8 protein-coding genes and 1 pseudogene are annotated in these 22,656 nt (G+C 68.6%); 3 read left to right on the plus strand and 6 right to left on the minus strand.

Going from position 1 to position 22,656, the window contains the following annotated elements:
• Nucleotides 1-43: 43 nt before the first annotated feature.
• Together PX52LOC_RS08660 and PX52LOC_RS08665 are read right to left on the minus strand one after the other, a co-directional pair.
• Nucleotides 44-592, minus strand: coding sequence for a transposase (locus tag PX52LOC_RS08660; protein WP_149109719.1), 549 nt, complete (start codon nt 590-592; stop codon nt 44-46).
• Nucleotides 526-1,023 carry an IS630 family transposase gene (locus PX52LOC_RS08665; protein WP_149109720.1) on the minus strand — a complete coding sequence of 166 codons (498 nt, stop codon included), beginning with the start codon at nt 1,021-1,023 and terminating at the stop codon, nt 526-528. The genes PX52LOC_RS08660 and PX52LOC_RS08665 overlap by 67 nt, the downstream gene beginning before the upstream one ends.
• A gap of 513 nt (nt 1,024-1,536) precedes the next feature.
• Here PX52LOC_RS08665 and PX52LOC_RS08670 point away from each other — a divergent pair.
• Nucleotides 1,537-2,565 (plus strand): IS110 family RNA-guided transposase, encoded by a 1,029-nt coding sequence (locus tag PX52LOC_RS08670; RefSeq protein ID WP_149109721.1) that lies wholly within the window; start codon nt 1,537-1,539, stop codon nt 2,563-2,565.
• Nucleotides 2,566-2,806: 241 nt separating this feature from the next.
• Here PX52LOC_RS08670 and PX52LOC_RS08675 read toward each other — a convergent pair whose 3' ends face one another.
• The 4 genes and pseudogenes from PX52LOC_RS08675 to PX52LOC_RS08685 all read right to left on the minus strand — a co-directional run bounded on the left by PX52LOC_RS08675 (nt 2,807) and on the right by PX52LOC_RS08685 (nt 4,315).
• Entirely contained in the window at nt 2,807-3,169 is a 363-nt protein-coding gene (locus PX52LOC_RS08675; protein ID WP_149109722.1) for a hypothetical protein, read from the minus strand.
• A gap of 100 nt (nt 3,170-3,269) precedes the next feature.
• The gene (locus tag PX52LOC_RS08680; protein WP_449280336.1) at nt 3,270-3,779 is read right to left on the minus strand and encodes an ISAs1 family transposase; all 510 of its coding nucleotides are present in this window, start codon (nt 3,777-3,779) and stop codon (nt 3,270-3,272) included.
• Nucleotides 3,767-3,968, minus strand: a pseudogene (locus PX52LOC_RS44405) (IS701 family transposase); the annotation flags it as partial. The pseudogene PX52LOC_RS44405 and the gene PX52LOC_RS08680, both read right to left, overlap by 13 nt.
• Nucleotides 3,890-4,315: a hypothetical protein gene (locus PX52LOC_RS08685; protein ID WP_149109724.1), complete on the minus strand. Its 426-nt coding sequence runs from the start codon at nt 4,313-4,315 to the stop codon at nt 3,890-3,892. The pseudogene PX52LOC_RS44405 and the gene PX52LOC_RS08685, both read right to left, overlap by 79 nt.
• On the opposite strand from PX52LOC_RS08685, the gene PX52LOC_RS08690 reads away from it, so the two are divergent.
• Together PX52LOC_RS08690 and PX52LOC_RS08695 are read left to right on the plus strand one after the other, a co-directional pair.
• Entirely contained in the window at nt 4,314-4,670 is a 357-nt protein-coding gene (locus PX52LOC_RS08690; protein ID WP_149109725.1) for an AP2/ERF family transcription factor, read from the plus strand. The two genes, PX52LOC_RS08685 and PX52LOC_RS08690, sit on opposite strands and share 2 nt — an antisense overlap.
• A gap of 739 nt (nt 4,671-5,409) precedes the next feature.
• Nucleotides 5,410-22,638, plus strand: a complete 17,229-nt coding sequence (locus PX52LOC_RS08695) for a fibro-slime domain-containing protein (RefSeq protein ID WP_149109726.1) — start codon at nt 5,410-5,412, stop codon at nt 22,636-22,638.
• Nucleotides 22,639-22,656: the final 18 nt, after the last annotated feature.

Consider the following 22,656-nt stretch of genomic DNA (forward strand, 5'->3'; position numbering starts at 1 on the left):
TCGGGAACGGTAGGTCCGATCGCTTCCACAGTGCCTGCAACAGTCATGGGTTGAACTTCAACTCGATCAGCCGTTCGATGACCTCGTCGTCGAGGTGGCCGGTGTCGTCGGGCACGAAGTTGGCCAACTCGCCGTACTTCAGCCACGACCAGACGGCCTCCACCGGGTTGAGTTCCGGTGCCCACGGCGGCAGCATTTCCAGCCGGAGCCGCCGGTTGCGGGCGAGGAAGTCTCGGATGGCCGGCCCGCGGTGGTTGCTTCCCCGGTCCCACACGACCACCACGTTCCCCCGCAAGTGCTTGAGCACGTCCCGGAGAAACCCGACCACCTTGTCGGCGGTGAAGAACCCGTTCGGCTCGGTCGCGAAGTAGAAACCGAGCCGCCGATCAGTCGGCGACACGGCGACCGCCCCGATGGCCGACACCTTGTCCCGGTGGCCGCCGTCGGCGGCCAAGACGGGCGTCTTCCCGACCTTCGCCCACGACCGCTTCACGAGCGGGTTGAGGAACAGCCCGGTTTCGTCGATCAGGACGAGGTGGGCTTTGGCCGCCGCGGCTTTTTTTCGATCCGCGGCCAGTCGCGCTTCTTCCACCCGTCGATGGTCGTCTGGTCCTTCTGCTTGGCCCGCCGGCGGGGCCTCTGCGGGCTGTACCCGCGGCCCCGCATCCACGCCCGCAGGTAGTCCGGGTGGAAGTCCACGCCGAGCTTACGGCGGATCAGCTCGGCCACCCGGCGGGACGTCCACAGGTCGGTCCGGAACCCGTGGGCGGTCGGCTTCTGGTCCAGCCACCGCAACACCTGCCGCTCTTGGGCGGGTGTCAAGAACCGTGGCCGGCCGGGAGTCGGTTTGGCCGCCAGTCCGGCGTTACCGTCGCGGCGGTGGCGGGCCATCCACTTGGCCACCGTGACCGGGTGGACGCCCAGGAAGGCGGCCACCTCCACTTGCGTCCAACCCTCGCCGCACTTCGCGGCCGCCAGACGGCGGCGGGCTTCCAGCTCTTGGGCCGTTCCTTTGCTCCTCATGCCGAAAGCGTACCGACCGACGGCCTCACAGAATAGCGTTGCTTAACTCCGAATCAGTAGGGGGCATGAGCAGGACGGCGTACCCGACCGACCTCACCGATCGCCAGTGGCGGCACATCGAGCCGCATATCCCTCGCCCCAAGTCTGCGATCGACCAGCCCGGTACACCTGCCGGGAGGTCGTGAACGCCATCCTGTACTAGCCCTGCAACGGGCGCGCGTGGCTGGCTCTGCCGTACTACCGGATCGTGTTCCACTACTTCCGGGCGTGGCAGGCCGACGGCACCTGGGACCGCATCCACGACGCCCTCCGGACGAAGGGCCGCAAGTCACCGACAAGAAGCCGAAGCCGTCGGTCGACATCATGGACAGCCAGGCGGTCAGGGGTCAGCCGCCAGCCCGCCCCTGTTTTCCGAACGACTGACGCTGCCTCTAGTAGATGGGGATGAACGCTGGTTGCCGGAGAGGGTGGGTGTGGTCACCATCAACAGGACCACACCTTCGAGGACCAGCCATGCCCGCGGCAACGACGACCGGCCCCGTTTTCGTGGGCCTGGACTACCACACCCTGTCCGTCCAGGTGTGCGCCCTGGACCGCGGCGGCCGCGTGTTGCTCAACCAGAGTTGCGCGAACGACTGGCGGGCCATCCGCGACGCCGTCGCCCGGTTCGGCACCGACGTGCGGGCGGCCATCGAGGCGTGCAGCGGGTCGGCCGATCTGGCCGAGGAACTGGTGACCAAAGCCGGGTGGCTGGTCGACCTGGCCCACCCCGGGTATGTGGCCCGCATGAAGGGCAACCCGGACAAGACGGACTACTCGGACGCCAAGATGCTCGCCGACCTGGAGCGGGTCGGGTACCTGCCCAAGGTGTGGCACGCCCCGGCCGAGGTCCGCGAACTGCGACGGCTCGTCCGGTACCGCCAGCAGCTCGTCGGCGAGCGGCGGAACGTCAAGCTGCGGATCGGGGCCCTGCTCCGCGACAACCGGGTAGCCGCCCCCGAGGGCGTGAACCCGTGGACGGTGGCGTGGCTGACGTGGCTGACCCGCGACGCCGCCCTGAGCGAGCAGACGCGGTGGGTGATGGACCGGCACCTGGGCCGCCTGAAGGCCCTGGCCGGCGACGTCAAGGCGGCCGAGCAACGCCTGGCCCAGGTCACCGCCGAGGATGCCCTGGTCGTGAATCTGCTGACGATGAAGGGGATCGGCCTGGTCACGGCGGCCACCATCCGGGCCGAGATCGGGCGGTTCGACCGGTTCCGGACGGGCAAGCAGGCGGCCCGGTTCTGCGGGCTGTCGCCGCGGAACGCGTCGAGCGGCCAGAAGCAGGCCGACGCCGGGCTGATCAAGGCCGGCAACCCGCAGCTGCGGGTCGTGCTCATCGAGGCCGCCCACCGGCTGGTGCGGTACGACGCCCGGTGGAAGAAACTGGCGGCCGACATGAAGGGCCGGGGCAAGCCGGGGAGCGTGGTGGCCGCGGCCGTCGCCAACCGGTGGGTGCGGTGGCTGTTCCATCAGGTGCAGCCGGTGAAGGCGGCGGCGTAACGAGCCAAGAGCTGGCGAGGAGAAGAGGAGAACCACTGCGAGCCCGCGGTGTGACGACGCGCTCGGTCTAGTCCTGGGTTGCCGACCCGTCGGCCACTCGACTGTAGTTGGGGCAGTCGTCACCCGCTCGGAACCGACCCACTTGGGCTACGGGTTCACCCCGGATGCTCGGATCGAAGACTGGGCTGCACGCGGTGGCTTGAACGAATCGACTCGCTTGCTGTTGACAATCGGCCGGCGTTCATCGAAGTTCTAGTGAATCCTGCAGCCGGGACGGATAGAACGGTCGCAACCGTTCGAGATCAGCCGTTCCCATAGTCCTAAGGAAGGGGGTGATCCGCACGTCCGCCTTCGTGAGGATTGCCGTGGCGGCGTTCCATCGCCGAGCGGTTGCGACGTGCCAGTACACCGTCACCACATCCGGAAAGCCTGACTCGATTTCCAGCTCTAAAACAGCGTCTTTTCCTGCCCTCGCGGCCTCGGGTAGCTGTGCTGCGACGTACTCCAAGGCGAGTTCGTATTCAGGACCAGACGCCGCAGCCTGGAGATTGAGTTGCCCAGACAAGCATGTAGGGTACTCCTCCACCGTTTTCGCGGTGATCATACTATGCCACCCCGAAAGCGATGAAAGTGGATCGCCCCATCCGCGCGACTAGAGCGGTCATTTGAGTTTACCAAACGAGCCCTCACAGACAACGACAGGGCTACCGCACTACGATTGCCGGGATTCCTTGAAGCACCTGTAACAAATACTCATCGTCCCAGCCGGCCTTGAGACGCTTGGTCACGCCACTCTGCTTCCCGGGAGCCCGCCGCGTGAGCGAGACGGCCACCTTGCGGATCATCGCCAAGTTCGCCCCGGCGTGACCGGCCCGCGTTCGATTATCGTCCTCCCCGTATACCACGTCGAGGATCCAGTGCATCGACTCTATCCCCCAGTGCCCGCGGATCAGGCCGGCCATCTCGGCCGCCGTCCCCCGGCGGCTGGTGATGTCGTAGTGGGTCGTGCTCGTCCCGCGGTCGCCGGCCGACCGCTCCCGGTTTACTTGCACGACCGCGGCCACGTCCGGCCACCCGGCCTTCGTGACCAGCTCCTCGGCCAGGTCGGCCGACCCGATGCACGCCTCGATGGCCGCCCGCACGTCGGTGCCGAACCGGGCGACGGCGTCGCGGATGGCCCGCCAGTCGTTCGCACAACTCTGGTTGAGCGTCACGTGCCGGTGCCAGCCCACCCAGGACCGCACCTCGTACTCGTCCAGCCCGGATTCACCCTTGCCCAGTTCCAGGCATTCCTCCACCCGCCACCGCGTCCCCGCCACCCGGATCAACGTCGCGCGGGCCATGGCCGCCGGGCCGCGGGCGAAGAAGTATGCCCGCTCGTCCGGCCGTCCGTCAGGCCGCCGCCCTTGCCGAAACGCACTGCCTTGGTGCCGGGGAGGAAGGCGGCGGCGAACTGCCGCGGCCCCTTCTTCGGGTACAGGCCGCACGTGAGCGGCCGGCCGTGCCCGTAGGGCTTGTCCACGTCGGCCGGGTCGAAGGCCACGTCGCTATCCACCCACATGAGTTCGTCGAACCCGTCGGCCAGCGCGTCGGTGGCCATCTGGCAGCGGGCGGCGTCGATGGCCGAGTACCCGCGGACGCGGCGGACCGGGTGCCCGCGGCGTTCGAGTTCCCGCAGGCCGTCCTCGCAGCCGGGGTCGATGGAGCCACCGACGTGGACGAGAACGACGCAGCGGGTGGGAACGGTCATGGTGCTCTTCTGGGGTGGCGGACAGGGTTTAGGGGTACAGGGAGATTGCAAATACGTGTGCATGAGTGTTTGCACGATCGTGGCGAACGCCAGCGACCACACTCAGATCTACACCCCAAATACTTTCGATGCCGCGTCGATAGGCCGAAACGCCCGCCAGCGAGACGACGGCAAATCGAAGGACCGAGGAGTCAGCCCACTTCCAAACGGCACGTTCCAAGCCCGCATCGGCTACAAGGGAAATGTCTATCACCTCGGGGTTTTCCCGATCTCAGAGTGCGCCGCGGGATCTTTCAACGAGGTAGCAAGTCTGCGATTCGGAGAGTTCGCCCGGCTGAATGTGCTGCCCGAGTGAACCAAACCCCGGCGTTTTTGGGACGGGTTTAGTACAGGATTTGGTACAGAGGCCGTTCATCATACGGCGGTAGAAACGAAAAAGGCCAGGTTTTCCAGGCCTTTTTCTAATACACCCAGCAGGAGTCGAACCTGCAACCCTCGGTTCCGTAGATCGAAGTTCATTTGCGAAATACCGGTAGCTTCGAACTCGGCGAACAAAACCGCCCCTCTCGTGCGTGAGTTCTCGTTTTGCCGACGTGTTGGACTCGCTGGGCATGGCTGCGAGCGAATTACTAACCACATGGTCCACGCCAACACCCAGTAAGGCAAACGCCGATTCTATACGTGCAAACCAATTTCTAATTTCAAGCAAGGCATTCCCACACGGTCCCCTTCCGAACCCAATGCGAGAATAGTGCGAGCTTCCCAGGTGCAGCAGACTGATCGGCTGGTACTTTTGTTGCAGTTTTTTCCAATTAAGCGACAAGAGATCAATCTGTCAGTTGGACTTGGCAAACATGAAAATAATTTCCCGACTGGAATCGTCGGCCAAGAGCTGATCCCAAATCGCCGGAATTCAATAACTCGCAATTTCACTCGTAAAAACCATCTTGTGACAGTCTTACAAATGAAAAATTATGAATAAATTCAAATGAAATTTTGACCAATATGGTGCAACGGACCTTGTCACATCGACTTTAACGATTAACCTGCTGGAGATAATTTTAACGATACTCTCAAATGAACGAGTCACCGCCATGGCCCGTGGTTTCCGTCGTTTCGTCCGGACCGTGGTCTCCCGGTTTACCGCCCCCAAGAGTGTTAGCCGAGCCGCCCTTCGCCGGCCGCTCAACTTCAACCCGCTCGAAGATCGCGTCGTTCTTACCCTAACGTCCGCCCCGGACAAGCTCCTCCCGCCCGGCGTAACGCCCCTTGCCTTAGCCCTCGCCACCCTCGACACCGACGTCCGCCCCGACTTGGCCGTCCTGGGCACCGACGGGCACCTGACCGTCGCGTTGAACCGGGGGGATGACGCCTGGCACAAGGTCACGACCACCGACCTCGGCATTCCCGCCCCGGTCGGGATGGCCCTCGGCGTGACCGACCGCGACCCGTTCACCGACCTCGTCGTGCAGACGCCGAACGGGATCGTGACGGCCAGCGGTGACGGGCAGGGGCGGTTCCGGTCCTTCCAAACGCTCACCCTTGGGACGGCCGGGACACTGGCCGGACCGGCCGGCGTGCGGGTCGACCCGGTCATCTCCCCCCTCGGCGGGGACCCGTTCGCCGACATCATCGTCGTGGCCCCGGGGACGAACGAAGTCCTCGTGGTGCGGTCGACGGCGACCGGATTCGAACCGGCGGTCCGATACGCCACGGGGGGCCTCGTCCCGGTCGCCGTCGCGGCCGGCCAGTTGATCGGGGACGACACGCCGGACCTGGCCGTCGGGCACCGGGACGGGACGGTAACGTTCCTGGAGGGCCGGGCGGACGGGACGTTCGTGCTCCGGTCGGACCTGACCCAGACCGGGTTGGGCGCGGTCACCGGGCTCACGGCCGCGGACGTGACGGGGGACGGGGAACTCGACCTGATCGTCGCGGCGGCCGACCGGGTGACCGTCCTCCGCAACGACCCCGACGCCGTCCGCGGCGAGGTACTGGTCAACGGCGACTTCGCCCGCGGCCTGACCGGGTGGGCGGTGACGAGCGGGGGCGTGTCGGCCGGGGGCGGGTTCGCCCAGTTCCGCGAGGCGGACGCGCTGCTCTCGTCGCTCCGGCAATCGTTCACGGTCCCGGACGCGCCCGACAAGCTGCGGTTCGACGTGACGGCGGCGGCCCTCGAGGCGTTGGACGGCGCGCTCCCGGACGCGTTCGAAGTCTCCCTCCTGGACGCGACCGGCCGCCCCCTCGTCGGGCCGTTCCGGGCGGACGCCACGGCCTTCTTCAACCTGAACCCGAACGCCCCGGCGAACCGCGCCGCGGGCGTCGACTACGACGGCCGGCGGGTGACGGTGAACATCAGCGGGCTGACGCCCGGTACCCCGGCGACGCTGGTCTTCGACCTCGTCGGGAACAAGCCGGGGGTCACGTCGGTGGCCGCGGTCGACAACGTGAGCGTGACTTCGGCCCGGCAGCGAGTGGACACGTTCACGGCCGTCCCGCTCGACGGCCCGTTCACGGCCGTGTCGGGGGCCGCGGTCGGGGACGTCGACGGGGACGGCAAGGCGGACGTCGTCGTCGGGGACGGGACGCAACTCGTCGTGTTCAACGGCGGGGGCGCGGGGGCGTTCACGCGGTCGGCCCTGACCGTCCCGGGGGCGGTCGCGGGGGTGGCGGCCGCGCCGCTCACGGCCGGGGACGCGGTCGCCGACGTGGCCGTCGCCGTCCGGGGGCCGAACGGGGTGTACTCGCCGCTCACGGCCGTCGCCGGGCCGGCCCTGGACCAGACCCCGCGGCTGGCCCCGCTGGCCCCGCTGGCGGGGGCGGAGGGGACTGCCCTGACGCTCACCGGCACGTTCACCGACCCGGACGACAGCGGCCCGTACACCGGCACGGTCGAGTGGGGCGACGGGAGCACGTCGTTCGCGACCGTCACCTACGCCGACGGCCACGGCACGGTGTCGGCGGCCCACACGTACGCGGACAACGCGACGTACGCGGTCCGCCTGACCCTCCAGGGGGTCGCCACCGGCCCGTGGGACGTCCAGGAGACGCGGGCGGTGGTCACCAACGTGGCCCCCACGGTCACGGTCGCCGACGTGACGCTGACCGCCGGCGACGAGGGGGAGGTGACGGTCGGCACGTTCCGGGACGCGGGGTTCACGTTGCCCGACTTCCGCACCCGGGAGACGTTCCTGGCCACCCTCGACTGGGGCGACGGCACGGCCAAGCCGTTCGGCCGGGAGAGCGTGACCGACGGGTCGGCCGGCGTGGCGACGGCCGGCACCGTGTTCGGCTCGCATCGGTACGCCCAGCCGGGCCTCTACACGGCGACCCTCACGGTCACCGACGACGACGGCGGCACCCAGACGAAGACGTTCCGCGTGACGGCGATCCCGAAATCCGCCGAGGGCGTGTGGTGGGTGCCGGGGGCGGCCGGGGCGACGGTCCGGGTGACGTTCGACTACCTGCCGTCGAGCACCGAGTACCACAACGAGCTCGGGTACTACCTCGCGGACGACGCCGCCGGGCGGGTGGGCGGCCTGGCGCCCGGCGACGCCGGGTACGCGGCCGCGGCCCTGGCCCGCGCCGCGACGACCCCGATCTTCACCCAGGCCGACGCCCCGGGCGCGTCCAAGGCGATCGACTTCGCGGCCGGCGCGTACGTCGGGTTCGTCCTGGTGAAGGACGGGACGCTCGCGAACCTGCTCGCCAACAACCCGACCGCCGGCCTGGACGGCAACCCGCTCGCGTGGTTCAGCCCGGCGGCGGCGAACGCGGACGGGGGGTACCGGCACTTCCAACGGACCGACCTGGCCGACGGGTGGGTCCGGTACGACGCCGAAGACTTGATGAACGGGGGCGACGAGGACTTCAACGACCTCGTGTTCCAGGCGTCGCCCACGAAGGCCGTCCAGTTAACCGCCACGATCCGCGACTTCAAGGACTGGTACCACCAGGTCGCCCCGGACACCACGACCTCCGTCCGCGACCCCGGCGGGTACGTCGACTTCGGCAACCTGGACCGGTTCAGCGACACGGTGACGGGCCTGGTGGCCGCCGAGCTCGGGCCGGACGGCCGGCCGGTCTACGTCGGCCCGACCTACTCGGTGTCCACCCTGGGCGGCGGCATCGACAGCGCGGCGTCGTTCGCCCCGTGGTACCGCGACACGCCCGGCGTCAACTTGACCACGCAGGTGCCCCTGTCGGTCGACTGGACCGGGGACGCGTGGGGCTACCAGTTCGCCGCGGACAGCTTCTTCCCGATCGACGGCCAGTTGTTCGGCAACTCGAGCACCAACCCGTACGCCACCGGCCCGGCCCGGGACGTGTGGCACAACTACGGGTTCACGACCGAGATCCACGCCGAGATCGAGTACCAGCCCGGGAAGTTCATCTCCGCGACGGGCGACGACGACCTCTGGGTGTTCATCAACAACAAGCTGGCCATCGACGTGGGCGGCCTCCACTCGGCGAACGGGAACTTCCTCTACCTGGACGACCTGAAAACCCAACTCGGCCTCGAGGTCGGCGAGAAGTACAGTTTCGCCCTGTTCCACGCCGAGCGGCACCTGGGCGATTCGGTCGTCCGGTTCGGGACGAACGCCAACCTGTACCCGGCCTCCGTACCGCCCGCGAGCCCGCCGGCCAGCCCGCCCCCGGTGCCGCCCACGAGCCCGCCGACCGGGCCGAAGTTCTACGTCGCCGACGGCGGCGCGGCAGAGACGTTCCGGTACGCGGCCGACGGCAGCCTGCTCAACCAGGTCGATTCGACGCCGGGCGTCCGGGGGGTGGCGGCCAACGCCGCCGGCACCCGGACGTGGGAGGCCGACGGAGCCGGCCGGGTGCGGTCCTACGACCCGACGGGGGCCGAGGTGTTCGCGTGGCAGGCGAACGACGTCACGACCGCCGAGGACGTCACGGTCCACGGCGACGACCTGTGGCTGCTCGACGCGGGGACCGGTCGGGTGCGGCGGTACGCCGGCCTGGCCGGCCTGGACGCGGGGGCGCACGGCGGCCTCCGGAACGGCGGGTTCGAGACGCTGGCCCCGGGCGTGACCAACCCGAACCAGAGCTACTACAACGTGACGGCGGCGATGCCCGCCTTCTTCGACGGCTGGGCGGTGACGGACGGCAACGTCGACTGGATCGCCGACGCCGGGCCGTACTCGTGGCTGGCGGCCGGGGGCGACTACTCCCTGGAACTCAACGGGTCGCCGGGGACCGGGCGGGTGGCCCAGACCATCGACACAATCCCCGGGGCCACCTACGAGGTGACGTACTCGTACGCCGGGAACACCTACGGCGGCGGGCTGCGGCACGCCCGCGCCCTGGTCAACGGGGTCGAAGTCGAATCGATCGTGTTCGACACGACGGGGCGGTCGGCCACCGACATGGGGTGGACGGCCGGCAGTTTCCAGTTCGTCGCAGCCGGCACGGCCACGACCCTGGCGTTCGAGGGCCAGGACGGGTCGAGCGGGGCCGGCATCGCCCTGGACGACGTGGCCGTGGCCTACGTGAGCGGCGGCGGCGTGGAGGACGCCGGGTTCGACCTGGACGCCGCGAACGCCGACCCGACCGGCGTGGTCACGGACGGCAGCCACTTCTGGGTGACGGATCGCGCGGCGCAAAAGGTGTTCGTGTACTCGGCGGCCGGCGCCCCGGAGGGCAGTTGGGGGTTCGGGAGCGCGTTGACCGGCGTCACGGGCGTGACGCTCGACCCGACCGGGAGCGACGAACTCTGGCTGGTCGACGGCACGACCGACCGCGTGTACCGGTACGCGACCGGCCGCACGCTCCGCAGCGGCACCGCCGTCGCGGCCACCGACAGTTTCGCGCTCGCGGCCGGCAACGGCAGTCCGCAAGGGATCGCCGACCCGGGGCCGGGGGACATCGCCGTCGGGCAGAGCTACTCGGCGGCGTTCACCAGCCCCGGGGAGGTGATTCAGTACCATCTGACGGTGACCGACGACCAGGTTCGGTACGCCCTCGACCGGCGGGACGGGACCGCGTCCGTTTGGTCCCGGGTCGTGGACGCGGACGACAACGTGATTTGGGATTCCGCGGACGGGGACGTCGACTGGGGGACGCTGGCGGCCGGCGCGTACACGGTCGAATTCCGCGACGTCGAGGACGACCTGTCGAGCTTCCAGTTCGCCGTCCTGACCGGCGAGGCCGTGGCCCCGATCGCGACCGGGGCGGAGGTCGAGGGATCCCTCCCGGCCCTGCCCGACTTCGGGGCGGTGTACACCATCGCCGGGACGGCCGGCCAGCAACTGTTCTTCGACGCGGGGGCGACGTCGGGCCCCTTCTGGTGGGAACTCCAGGACCCGACCGGCGGGACGGTTTTCAGCTGGTACCTCCAGGACCGGCCGACCGTGACCCTGGGGGCGACCGGCACGTACACCCTGCGGGTCACGCCGTCCGCACCGTCGGAAGGCGGCGACGTGACCGGCGGGGCGTACCACTTCACCGTCGTCGACGTGCCCGTCACCCCGGCCGTGCCCGTCACCCTCGGGACGCCGGTCACGGCGTCGCTCGCGACGCCCGGCGAGGTGGACCGGTACACGTTCTCCGGGACCGAGGGCGACCGCGTCCGGGTGAAGGTGGCGGGGGGGGCCAACTTTAACCTCCGCCTGGCCCTCGTGGGGCCGACCGGCGAACCCGCCTTCGCGGACGCGTACTCGGACCGGGTCGTGGTCCTGACGGAGACCGGCGGGTACGAACTGCGGGCGGTGTCCGCCAGCGGGGCCGCCCTGGCGAGTTACGGGTTCACGGTCGAAGCGGTGGTCCAACAAGACCCGCAAGCGATCGCCATCGGCCAACTGGTGTCCGACGCCCTCGCGCTCGGCGACCAGGACCGGTTCACCTTCACGGCCGCGGCCGGCCAGCGGGTACTGTTCGACGCCCGCGACGGGAGCGGCAGTAGCCAGCCGCCGGCCTGGCGGCTGACGGACGCCGGCGGGGCCGTGGTGTTCGCGACGCCGTTCGCCGACGTGAACGTGCTCACCCTGGCCGGCGGCGACTACACGCTGACCGTCGAGACCCCCGCGGCCGGGGGCGGCGTGGGGAACTACAGTTTCAAGCTCTGGGACGTGCCGGCGACGGTGCCGGAGGCGATCGCCGTGGGGGACGTGAAGGCCGGGACGATCCCGACGCCGGGCGTCGCCCGCGCGTACACGTTCACGGGCACGGCCGGCCAGGCCCTCTACTTCGACGTGCGGCAGAACACCGGGACGGGGGGCCTGGCCTTCGGGTTCACCCTGGTCGGCCCGGGGGGGACCGTGTTCCCCAACGTGCGGAACGACCAGGCCCCCGTCACGCTCCCCGCGGACGGGGAGTACACGCTGACGGTCGACGAGTTCGCCAACGGCTCCCAGACCCGGTACGACGCCATGGGGTCGTTCGGGTTCGCGTTCACCGCCTTCCCGGCCCCGACCTCGGCCCCGATCGCCGTCGGGACCCCGGTCACGGCCGCGGTGGCCGACCCGGGCCAGGTGCGGGAGTACACGTTCACGGCCCAGGCCGGGGACCGGTTGGCCGTCGACGTGGCCACGGTCTCGGCCGCCGTCGGCTACCAGGTGACCGCCCCCGACGGGGCGGTCGTGGTGTCGGCCCGGACCGGCGACGGCGGGCCGTTCGCGGCCCCGCTCACCGGGACGTACACCGTCCGCGTCAAGGGCCAGCCGGACCCCGGCGCGTCCCCCGCGCCGGCCGCGACGGGGTCGCTCACGTTCACCGTGGTGGGCGTCCCGGCGGACGACACGCACGGCCTGGACCGGAACGCGCCGCTCGCCGTTCCGGTGGCCCCCGGTCAAGCGGTGCGGCTGACGTTCGAGGCCGCGGCCGGCCAGCGGTTGTTGTTCGACCGGTTCACGACCTCCGACCCGGTGGCCGTCCGCGTCACCGGGCCGGGCGGGTTCAACGCCTTCCCGGCCCCGGGGGCCGCGGGGTGGGTGACCCTCGGCGGGGCGGGCACGTACGCGGTCGTCGTCGGCGGGGCCGGTGACGTCCTGCAAGGGGGCACGGCCCGCTTCCAGGTCCAGGAGGGCACGGTCGGCGCCGACCCCACACCCGATTCGGCGGGGACGGAGTTCTGGCTCGGCTTCCCCCTTCAGTACCGACAGGCGCCCTTCACGGGGTTCAATGATCCCGCCAATTTTTCGCTGTTCATTACCGCGGACGCGGACACGAGCGGTGTCGTCGAAATCCCGGGTCTTGGGTTCGCCACGTCGTTCTTCGTCCCGGCGGGCGAGACCCGCTCGGTTGCGATCCCCGCGGACGCCGAAGTCGGGAGCGGCGAACGGGTCGATCTGAAGGCCGTTCACGTCACGGCCCTGAACCCCGTGACGGTGTACGGGTTGGCCAACTCCCCGCTGAACGGAGACGTTTTAGGCGGTGAGGGCTACAACCCCACCGCCGACGCGTTCCTCGGGTTGCCAGCGAACACGGCGGGCCGCGAGTACGTCGTCCTCGCGTACGGCGGCGACAGCTTCAACGGCCTCTCGAGCCAGTTCACCGTCGTCGCCCACGAGGACGGCACCACGATCACCGTCACGCCGACGGTGGCCGTGGGCGCCCACGCCGCCGGCGTGTCGTTCGAACGCGTGCTGAACCGGGGCGAGGCGTACAACTACGGGTCGGCCGGGAACGGGGACGTGACGGGCTCGGTCGTGACGGCCGACCGCCCGGTCTCGGTGTTCGGGTCGCACCCGCTCACCCGCGTCCCGGTCACGGCCACCGGGGCCGCCAACTTCCTGGTCGAACAGTTGCCGGGCGTGGACACCTGGGGCCGGTCGTTCGTCGCCGTGCCGTTCGCCGGCCGGGCGACCAGCCCGCCGACCGGCAGCCTGGTCCGCGTCGTCGCGGCCACCGACGACACGGACGTCTTGATCGACGGCGTCCCGGTCACCCTGGACCGGGGCGAGGTGTACGAGCACAAACTCACGGCCGCCGCCGCCATTACCGCCTCGCACCCGGTCCTGGTGGGCGAGTACTCCTTCTCGAGCGCGGTCGACGGCGGGCGGGCCGACCCGTTCTTCGCCCTCGTGCCGCCGACCGACCAGTTCCTCGCCGCGTACACGGTCGCGGCCCCGACCACCCTCAACTTCGACCGGCACTTCGTGACGATCGTCGTCCCCACCGCCCAGGCGGGGTCCGTCGTCCTGGACGGCCTGCCGGTGCCGGAACCGTTCCAAGCGATTGGCGGGACCGCGTTTTCGTTCGCGGACGTCCCGGTCGCCGCGGGCGCCCACCACCTGGCGGCCGCGGTGCCGTTCGGGGTGACGGCGTACGGGTACGGGGCGTTCGACGGGTACGGGTACGTCGGCGGGGTCAACCTCGCCCCGGTCAACCGCGTGGCGGCCCTCGACCTGACGCCGAACGCGACCACCGGCGTGACCGGGAGCACGGTCCAGCTGTCGGCCGTCGCCCGCGACGCGGGCGGCAACCCGGTGGCCGGGGTGCGGGTGGACTTCGTCGCGAGCAGCGTGAACCCGGCGACCGGGTTCGCGTTCACCGACACGGCCGGCGTGGCCGCGTTCGCCTACGCCGGCACGGCGGCCGGCACGGATTCCGTCACCGCCACCCTCGGGGCACTCACGGACACGTCGACCGTCGCCTGGGCGACCCCGACGACGGCGCCGGTGGTGTTCCTCGACGACCCGACGAACGGGCAGGCGGTCCCGGCGGGGCAGACGCTGCTCGTCACCGGCCGGGCCTTCGCCGGCACACTGACCGGCCGCATCACCCTGGTCACGGTCAACGGCCAACCGGTCGAGGCGGTCGACGCCGCGGGGCGGTTCTTCACCCGCCTCACGGCGGCGGCCGGCGCGAACGCGATCACCGCCGTGGCCCGGGACGACCAGGGGCAGACGGCGACGGTGACGATTTCGGTCACCGGCGTGGCGGGCGGCGCGGCGGTCGGCGGGTTCCGCACCACGTACCTGCCGGCCAAGCTCGTCTACGCCCAGACCACCTTCAACCGGCTGGAGAACCGGCTCAAGGTCGACGCGGCCGTCGCCAACACGGGCGCCACCCCGATCCGCGGGCCGATCGCGGCCGCGTTCCGCGACTTCGACCCGGCCGACGTGACCCTGCACGGCGCGCCGCTCTCGGCCGACGGGCACCCGACGGCCCGGTTCGACGCCGCCATTCCGGCGGGGGGGACCGGGGCCCCGCAACGACTCGCGTTCGACGACGACGCCCTCAGCCGGTTCGACTTCCGCGTGGACTTCCTCGCCCCCGACAACGACCCGCCCGTGTTCGTGTCGGTCCCGCGGGTCGACGCCGTTGCCGGTCGGGCCTACGCGGCTACGGCCCTGGCCCGGGACGCCAACGGCGACCCGATCACGTACGCGGTGGCCAGCGGGCCGGACGGGTTCGAGGTCGATCCGGCGACCGGGGCCGTGACGTGGACGCCCGCGGCCGGCGTCCGCGGGCCGGTGCAGGTCGAACTCGAGGCCCGGGACGACCGCGGCGGGGTGGCCCGGCAGGCGTTCCAGATCGACGTCCGCGACCCGGCCCTGAACCGCGCGCCCGCGTTCCGCTCGGTGCCGACCGTCCGCATTGCGACGGGCGAAGGGTACGCCTACTCGCCGGTCGTCTTCGACCCGGACGGCGACGCCTTGGACTTCGCCGGGTCGACCCTGCCGGTCGGTTTCAGCCTCGACGCCACGACCGGCGCGGTCGGCGCGACCGGCCTGGCCGACGGCAAGTACGCCGTCCACCTGGTCGCGATTGACGGCCACGGCGGGGTGGCCGAGCAGACGTTCACCCTGAGCGTGGGCCAACCCGCGACCTCGGCCGTGGCGATCACGTCGGTGCCGCCGGACGCCGCCGTGGTCGGCCGGCAGGTCGTGTACCTCCCGCGGGCGACGAGCGCGGCCGGCCTGCCCCTCGCCTACGCGCTGACCGACCCGCCGGCCGGCGTCGGGTTCGACACCACGACCGGCCAAATCACCTGGACGCCGACGGCGGACCAAGTCGGCACCCAGCCGTTCGTGCTCACCGCCTCGGACGGGGTGGCGTCGGCCGCTCAAACCTTCGTCATTAGCGTCCAGCCGGCCGTCGCGAACCGCCCCCCGGTCATCACCTCCCGGCCGCCCCGCCTGGCCACCCAAGAAGAAGCGTACGCCTACCCGCTGACCGCGTCGGACCCGGACGGGGACGGGGTCACCTTCTCGCTATCGGCCGCCACCCTGGGTCTGGGCTTCACGCTCGACCCGGTCACGGACACCGTGCACTGGGCCCCGACGACGCAACTGGGCACGTACCGGGTGGACGTCACGGCGACCGATTCGCCCGGCGGGGCGGTCGGCCGCCAGTCGTTCCTCGTCGATGTGCGGCCGCGGAACACCGCCCCCACACTAACGGCCGCGCCGGTCACGACCTTCGGCGACCCGTCCCGGTTCAAGACTACCGTCTCGGCCACCGACCTGGAAGGGGACGCCGTCCGCTTCGCGCTCGGCACCGGGACGCAGTCGAACATGCGCGTCGACGCCGTGAGCGGTCTGTTCATCTGGGACGCCAAGAGTGCCGCCCCGGGCACGTATGAGGTCACCGTGTTGGGCACCGACGAGCGAGAGAAGGTGGGTCAGTACACCCTTTCCATCACCGTCACGGCCGACAAGGAGGCCCCCCACGTCGCGGTTCTGGCGGACCCGGCCCGCGTCAACGCCGGCCAGCCGACCACGATCCGCGTTTTCGCGTCCGACAACGTCGGCGTGACCGGACGAACCTTGACGGTCAACGGGTCTACGGTGGCCCTCGACGCGAACGGCACGGCGACGTTCACGCCGTCGGCGGCCGGCGTCGTGTCGTTCGTCGCGACGGCCACGGACCTCGCCGGCAACTCGGCCTCGGCCACCGGCGGCCTGAGCGTGTCCGACCCGACCGACCTCGTCGCGCCGACCGTCACGATTACCGGCCCGGAAGACGGGGCGGTCGTCAGCTACCTGACCAACATCACGGGGACCGTCTCGGACGTCAACCTCGTCGAGTACACGGTCCAAGTGAGCCGGTTCGACGCGAACGAGTGGCGGACCGTTTACACGGGGACCACGCCGGTGACCGACGGCGTCCTCGCCACCCTCGACCCGACGCTGTTGGACTCCGACACGTACGCCGTCCGCGTTACGGCCACCGACGTGAACGGCCGGCAAACGACCAAGGAGTTCACCCTCGACCTGACGGGCCAGGCCAAACTCGGCAACTTCCGCCAGGAGTTCGTCGACCTGACCGTCCCCCTGGCCGGCATCCCGGTCCAGATCACCCGCGTGTACGACACGCTCAAGGCCGACCAGTCCGGCGACTTCGGGTTCGGGTGGTCGCTGGGGGCCGGGTACGACCCGCGGGTGCGGGAGGCCCGCCCCGTGAACACGGCCGCGGAACAACTCATCGGCATGTTCGGGGCGGTCCCGTTCAAGGACGGGACGCGGGTGTACGTGAACACCCCGGACGGCCGGCGGGTCGGGTTCACGTTCGAACCGAAGCCGTACAGCGGCGCCCTGGCCAACCTCTCGCCGGGCACGTTCGCCGACCTGTACATGCCGTACTTCAAGCCCGACCCGGGCGTGTTCGAATCGCTCGAGGGGGAGTACGACGACCTGCACGGGTTCATTCCGGCCCCGATTCAGGAACAGGGCGGGCAGTACTTCCTGGCCGCGATCGGCACGCCGTACAACCCGCTCGGGTACAAGTTGACGACCAAGGACGGGCTGACGTACCACTTCGGCCAGTTCGACGGCCTCAAGTCGATCACCGACCGGAACGGCGTGAAACTCACGTTCACCCCGGACGGGATCACGAGTTCGATGGGGCCGGGTATCGGGTTCGCCCGCGACGCCCAGGGGCGGATCACCGCGATCACCGACCCGGCGGGTAACGCGATCCAGTACACCTACACGGCCGGCGGCGATTTGGGCACGGTGAAGGATCAGGTCGCCTTGACCACGCGCTTCGAATATTCCGCCTCCCAGCCACACTTTCTCCAGACCATCGTCGACCCGGAGGGGAACCCGGTTGCGCTCACGTACGCGGGTGGTCGCCTCCGGTCCGACACGGACGCCGTCGGCGCGGTGACCCAGCACGACTACGACGTGACCGCAAACACCGAGACAATTACCGACGCCATGGGGGGCACCGCGACCCTGACGTACGACGACCGGGGCAACGTGACACAGTCAATCGATCCCATGGGCTTTGTCGCCCGGATGGAGTACGACGACGCGGACAACCTCACGCTCGCAACCACCCCCCGCGGGTTTACGGCGGTGACCGCGTACGACGCCCGGGGGAACGTCACGAAGACGGTCGATGCGCTAAACGGGACGTCACTCGCAACGTACGACGCGCAAAACAAATTACTGTCGGCCACGGACCCCCTCGGCCGGACGGCCTGGTTCCGATACGACCCGCGCGGCAACGCGGTCGAGCAGACCAACGCGGACGGGTACGTGAGTTCGCAGACCTTCGACGCGGCCGGCCGCCGGACTTCGATTACCGACAACCTCGGGTACGTCACCGTATTCGGGTATGGGGTGTTGGACGCCCCCGCCGAGACGACCTACGCGGACGGGGCCCGGCGGCAGAATTGGTTTACACCCCTCGGCCAGGTCGGCCGGATAACGGACGAACGCGGCGCCTCAATTGACGTCGTGTCCGACCAAGACGGCCGCGTTTTGTCGGTCCACAACCCCGGCGGCGGCACGACGGTTTACGAATACGCGCTGAGCCGCTTGGTCGGTGTCGTTGACGAACTCGGTCGCGAGACCAAGTACGAGTACGACGACGCCGGCCGGAAGACGGCGGTCGTTGACGCCGCGAACGGCCGCACCCAATACGCGTACGACCTGAACGGGAATGTGACCTCGGAAACCAACGCGTTGGGCCGGAGCAAGACCTGGCACTACCGTCCGGACCAACGCGTTGACTCGGTGACCGACGCCCTCGGCGGGCAGACGACCTACGAGTACGACGCGAACGGCAACTTGACGGCCGAAACGGATGCCCTCGGCCGGCGGGTCAATTACATTTATGATGCGTTAGACCGGCTCACCCAAAAGGACGACAGTCCCGGCCCGAACGAGATTTACACCTACGACGCGGTCGGGAACGTCTCGTCCCGCACGGACAAGAACGGCCACGTGACGGCGTTCGAATACGACAACCTGAACCGAAAGACGCGGGCAGTTGGTCCCGACGGAAGTGAGATCCTTTACGCGTACGACGCGCAGGGCCAGCCGACGCAAGAGACGGACCAACTCGGCCGGACGACGCGGCACGTTTACGACAGCCGGGGGCGAGAGATTCGGACGATTCAGGCCGATCAATCCACCGCGGAGATGGAGTACGACGGCAACGGGAACCAAATCGCCGCTACGGACGCGATGGGCGAGCGGACGTTAATGACGTACGACGCGCTGGGACGCTTGACCTCGGTGCAAACGCCACTCGGATTCGTCACGGCGTACGGGTACGACGCGGCGGGCAACCAGACGTCGGTGACGGACGCCCTGGGGCGGGTCGCCTATAGCGAGTACGACGACCTCAACCGCCTGGTCCTGGCGACCGACGCGGCCGGCGGCGAGACGGCGTACGGGTACGACGCGGCGGGCAACCAGACGTCGGTGACGGACGCCCTGGGGCGGGTCGCCTATAGCGAGTACGACGACCTCAACCGCCTGGTCCTGGCGACCGACGCGGCCGGCGGCGAGACGGCGTACGGGTACGACGCGGCGGGCAACCAGACGTCGGTGACGGACGCCCTGGGGCGGGTCGCCTATAGCGAGTACGACGACCTCAACCGCCTGGTCCTGGCGACCGACGCGGCCGGCGGCGAGACGGCGTACGGGTACGACGCGGCGGGCAACCAGACGTCGGTGACGGACGCCCTGGGGCGGGTCGCCTATAGCGAGTACGACGACCTCAACCGCCTGGTCCTGGCGACCGACGCGGCCGGCGGCGAGACGGCGTACGGGTACGACGCGGCGGGCAACCAGACGTCGGTGACGGACGCCCTGGGGCGGGTCGCCTATAGCGAGTACGACGACCTCAACCGCCTGGTCCTGGCGACCGACGCGGCCGGCGGCGAGACGGCGTACGGGTACGACGCGGCGGGCCGTCAAGTGCGGCAGCAAGACGTTTTGGGACGGGTAACACGTTCCAAATACGATTCGGACGGAAGGCTTGTTCGCGTCACGGATCCCGCCGGGAACGCAACCGTTTACGCGTACGACTCGGTCGGTAACAACATCTCGGTTACCGACCCGCTCGGCAACGTCGAGACCCAGACTTACGACTCGTTAAACCGAGTGACACTGGCGACGGACGCGGCGGGGGGAGGGCACGCGAAAAGTTACGACGCCCTCGGGAACGTTTTGACAGAGACTGACCCGTTGGGCCGCGTGACCGAGCACGCCTACGACAAACTGAACCGCGTCGTGACGGACACCGACCCTTCACTCGGAAGTAAGAGTTATTCCTACGACGCCGTGGGTAATCAGATCGGCCTGACGGACGAGCGCGGGGAGACGGCCGAATACCAGTTCGACGATTTAAACCGCCTAATCGTGGCAACGGATCCGCGGGGGAAAGATACGCAGTACCAGTACGACGCCCTGGGAAACCGGACGCAAATCGTCGACCGGGATAACCGAACACGGACGTTCGCGTACGACGCCAACAATCGTCTCGTCAACGAGACGTGGTGGGCCGGAACGACGACGGTATGGGCGGCCGATTACTCGTACGACACGGTCGGCAATCGCCTTACCGCATCCGACCCGAACAGCGAATACACGACAACGTACGACGCCCTCAACCGCCTCGCAACGGTCGATAATCTCGGAACACCGACAGGGCCGAGAATTCAACTGTCGTACACGCACGACGCGGCCGGCAACGTGACACACGTCGCGGACCAGAACGGAATCGAAATCTCTTCCGCCTACGACTCGCGTAACATGCTTTCGAATCGCGATTGGGTCACGCCGGAGTTCACGGGCGAAGTTTCGTTCGAGTACGACGCGGCGGGCCGACGGATCGGAATCTCCCGCCAGGGCAGTGGCGGGAGCCCACCGGCTGCGATCGAAACGTCGTACGAGTACGATCCGCGTGGCCTGATCGCTGGCATCCACCACCGCCAGGCGGCGACCTCACTGGCCGACTACGACTACGACTACGATCTGGCGGGGCAACTGACGGAGGAAGATCACCACGGCCAGTCGACCAGTTACTCTTACGACGACCGCGGGCAACTCACCTCGGCCACTACGACCGGGCAGCCGACGCAGTCCTATGGGTACGATGAAGCGGGCAACCGGATTTCGGGAGGCCAGACCGTCGGGCTCGGGAACCGGTTGGAGGCCGACGGCCAGTACGACTACGGTTACGACGACGAAGGGAACCAAATCCTCCGCGTGGACAGAGCGACCGGAGAGCGGGTCGAGCAATCGTTCGACTACCGGAACCGACTTGAGAGCGTCGTCCACAAAACGGCGGGGGGAATTCTCCTCGGCGAAGCCCACTACACGTACGACGTCCTGGACCGCTTGATCAGTCGCACGGTTGACGGGCAGTCGTTCGCAACGGTTTACGACGGCGATCACGCGTGGGGGGACTACGCGACGGGTGGTCAGCGGCTAACGTCTTACCTGTACGGCGCCGCCACCGATGAAGTCCTGGGTCGGTCCCGGAACGGCGGTTCCAACGCGTGGTATTTGAGTGACAAACTCGGGACCGTCCGCGACCTCGTCGACAACGCGGGGGGCGTCTTGGACCACATCGACTACTCGTCGTTCGGATCGATCCTGAACCGCACCAACCCGACGCTCGGGGACCGCTTCACGTTTACGGGACGGGAGTTCGATTCCGCGACGGGCCTGTACTGGTACCGGGCGCGCTGGTACGACCCGGCGACGGGCCGGTTCGTCAACCAAGACCCGTTGGGCACGGCCTCGGGGGATTGGAATTTCTACCGCTACGTCGGAAACGTTCCGACCGGGGCCGTCGACCCGAGCGGTATGATAGCAATCGAGGATACGGTGTTCGTCCAACGAATTAGTGGCGCGTTAATCTCGCTAAAGTACGCGGCCATCACGACGGTATCCACCACAGTGACCGCCGTTTACAATGGCGTTCAATTCGTGGGTACTGTGATCACGATTGGACCGTCATTCCTGGCCGGTTTGACCCACCCGTTCGTCACGGCCGCCCTCGGCGCGGCGGCGACGAATCCGGGGATGTTTACCGCCCTCGCGGACAAGACCATCACTCACACGCCCGAGTTGTTGCAGCGGCTAAAAATCCAGGTGGAGCAAATCAACGAGGCCCAGCCGCAACTCCAGCCGCAACTCGAACGGCCGGTGGAGCCGAAGGTCGGCCCGAAGACCGAGCCTAAACCCGAGCCGGGTCGCGACCCACGGCGGCCGCCACCACCGCCGCCGATCGAGCCGGATCGCAACAAGCCCTGTTTCCCGGCCGGCACCCCGATCCGAACGCCGGCCGGCTGGTGCCCGATTGAAGCCTTGCGAGCGGGCGACGCCGTTTTGAGTCGGGACGAGCACGACCCGGACGGGGCCGTCACGGCCAAGGTTGTGGAGGAGGTGTTTACGCGGGAGGGATTGGTCTGGAACCTGCATGTGGGCGGCCGACTCGTCCAGACGACCGCGGAGCATCCGTTCTACGTGCGAGGCCAGGGTTGGGTGCGCTGCGACGGATTGAAGGTCGGTGACCTCCTGGCGACGGAGGTCGGAGGATGGCTGCGCGTGGAGGCCCTCCAGGCCACCCGCGAATGGAGAGTCTTGTACAATTTCCGAGTCGCCGACTACCACACCTACTTCGTCGGCTGCGAAGAGTGGGGCTTCAGCGTTTGGGCGCACAATGCGTGCATTGTGCTGTACCGTTATCCGGCTTCAGGCCAGCCGGAAGCAACCAAGCACTGGAGCATCAGGGTTACAACAGATGACAAGCCAGCGAAGACTAATCACACACATCTAACATTGGATGCATTCCCGAAAAACGTTGCCTCGCTTAAGGACTGGTTGGCATGGCATGCCGACGCTCAGATCGAGTCGGCGGGCTCAGGCGCGAGCGCAGAAGGGTCAAAGGAAATACAGGTCGATAGCGCCAAGGGCACAGCAGCGTACAATTACGCCGAAACACGTCGCACGAGCGGATCGTTTAAGTACGACCTCGCTGGGAGGAGTTGCATTACATATGTCGCTCAGGTATTAAACAAAGCTGGCTATAACCTCACTATCCCCGGCAAGGGGGACGTGGCCGGAATGAACGCCCTAATCGCTCAGTTGAACGCCCTTGTCAAATAGAAGCTGCATCCGGGGATG

It is taken from the genome of Limnoglobus roseus, from assembly GCF_008254045.1.
Taxonomy (GTDB): Bacteria; Planctomycetota; Planctomycetia; order Gemmatales; family Gemmataceae; genus Limnoglobus; species Limnoglobus roseus.

What these genes read in the sequence shown, in the direction of transcription:
- PX52LOC_RS08665 (WP_149109720.1), bottom strand. Translation starts at nt 1,023, where the DNA reads ATGAGGAGCAAAGGAACGGCCCAAGAGCTGGAAGCCCGCCGCCGTCTG.
- PX52LOC_RS08670 (WP_149109721.1), top strand. Translation starts at nt 1,537, where the DNA reads ATGCCCGCGGCAACGACGACCGGCCCCGTTTTCGTGGGCCTGGACTAC.
- PX52LOC_RS08675 (WP_149109722.1), bottom strand. Translation starts at nt 3,169, where the DNA reads ATGATCACCGCGAAAACGGTGGAGGAGTACCCTACATGCTTGTCTGGG.
- PX52LOC_RS08690 (WP_149109725.1), top strand. Translation starts at nt 4,314, where the DNA reads ATGGTGCTCTTCTGGGGTGGCGGACAGGGTTTAGGGGTACAGGGAGAT.
- PX52LOC_RS08685 (WP_149109724.1), bottom strand. Translation starts at nt 4,315, where the DNA reads ATGACCGTTCCCACCCGCTGCGTCGTTCTCGTCCACGTCGGTGGCTCC.
- PX52LOC_RS08695 (WP_149109726.1), top strand. Translation starts at nt 5,410, where the DNA reads ATGGCCCGTGGTTTCCGTCGTTTCGTCCGGACCGTGGTCTCCCGGTTT.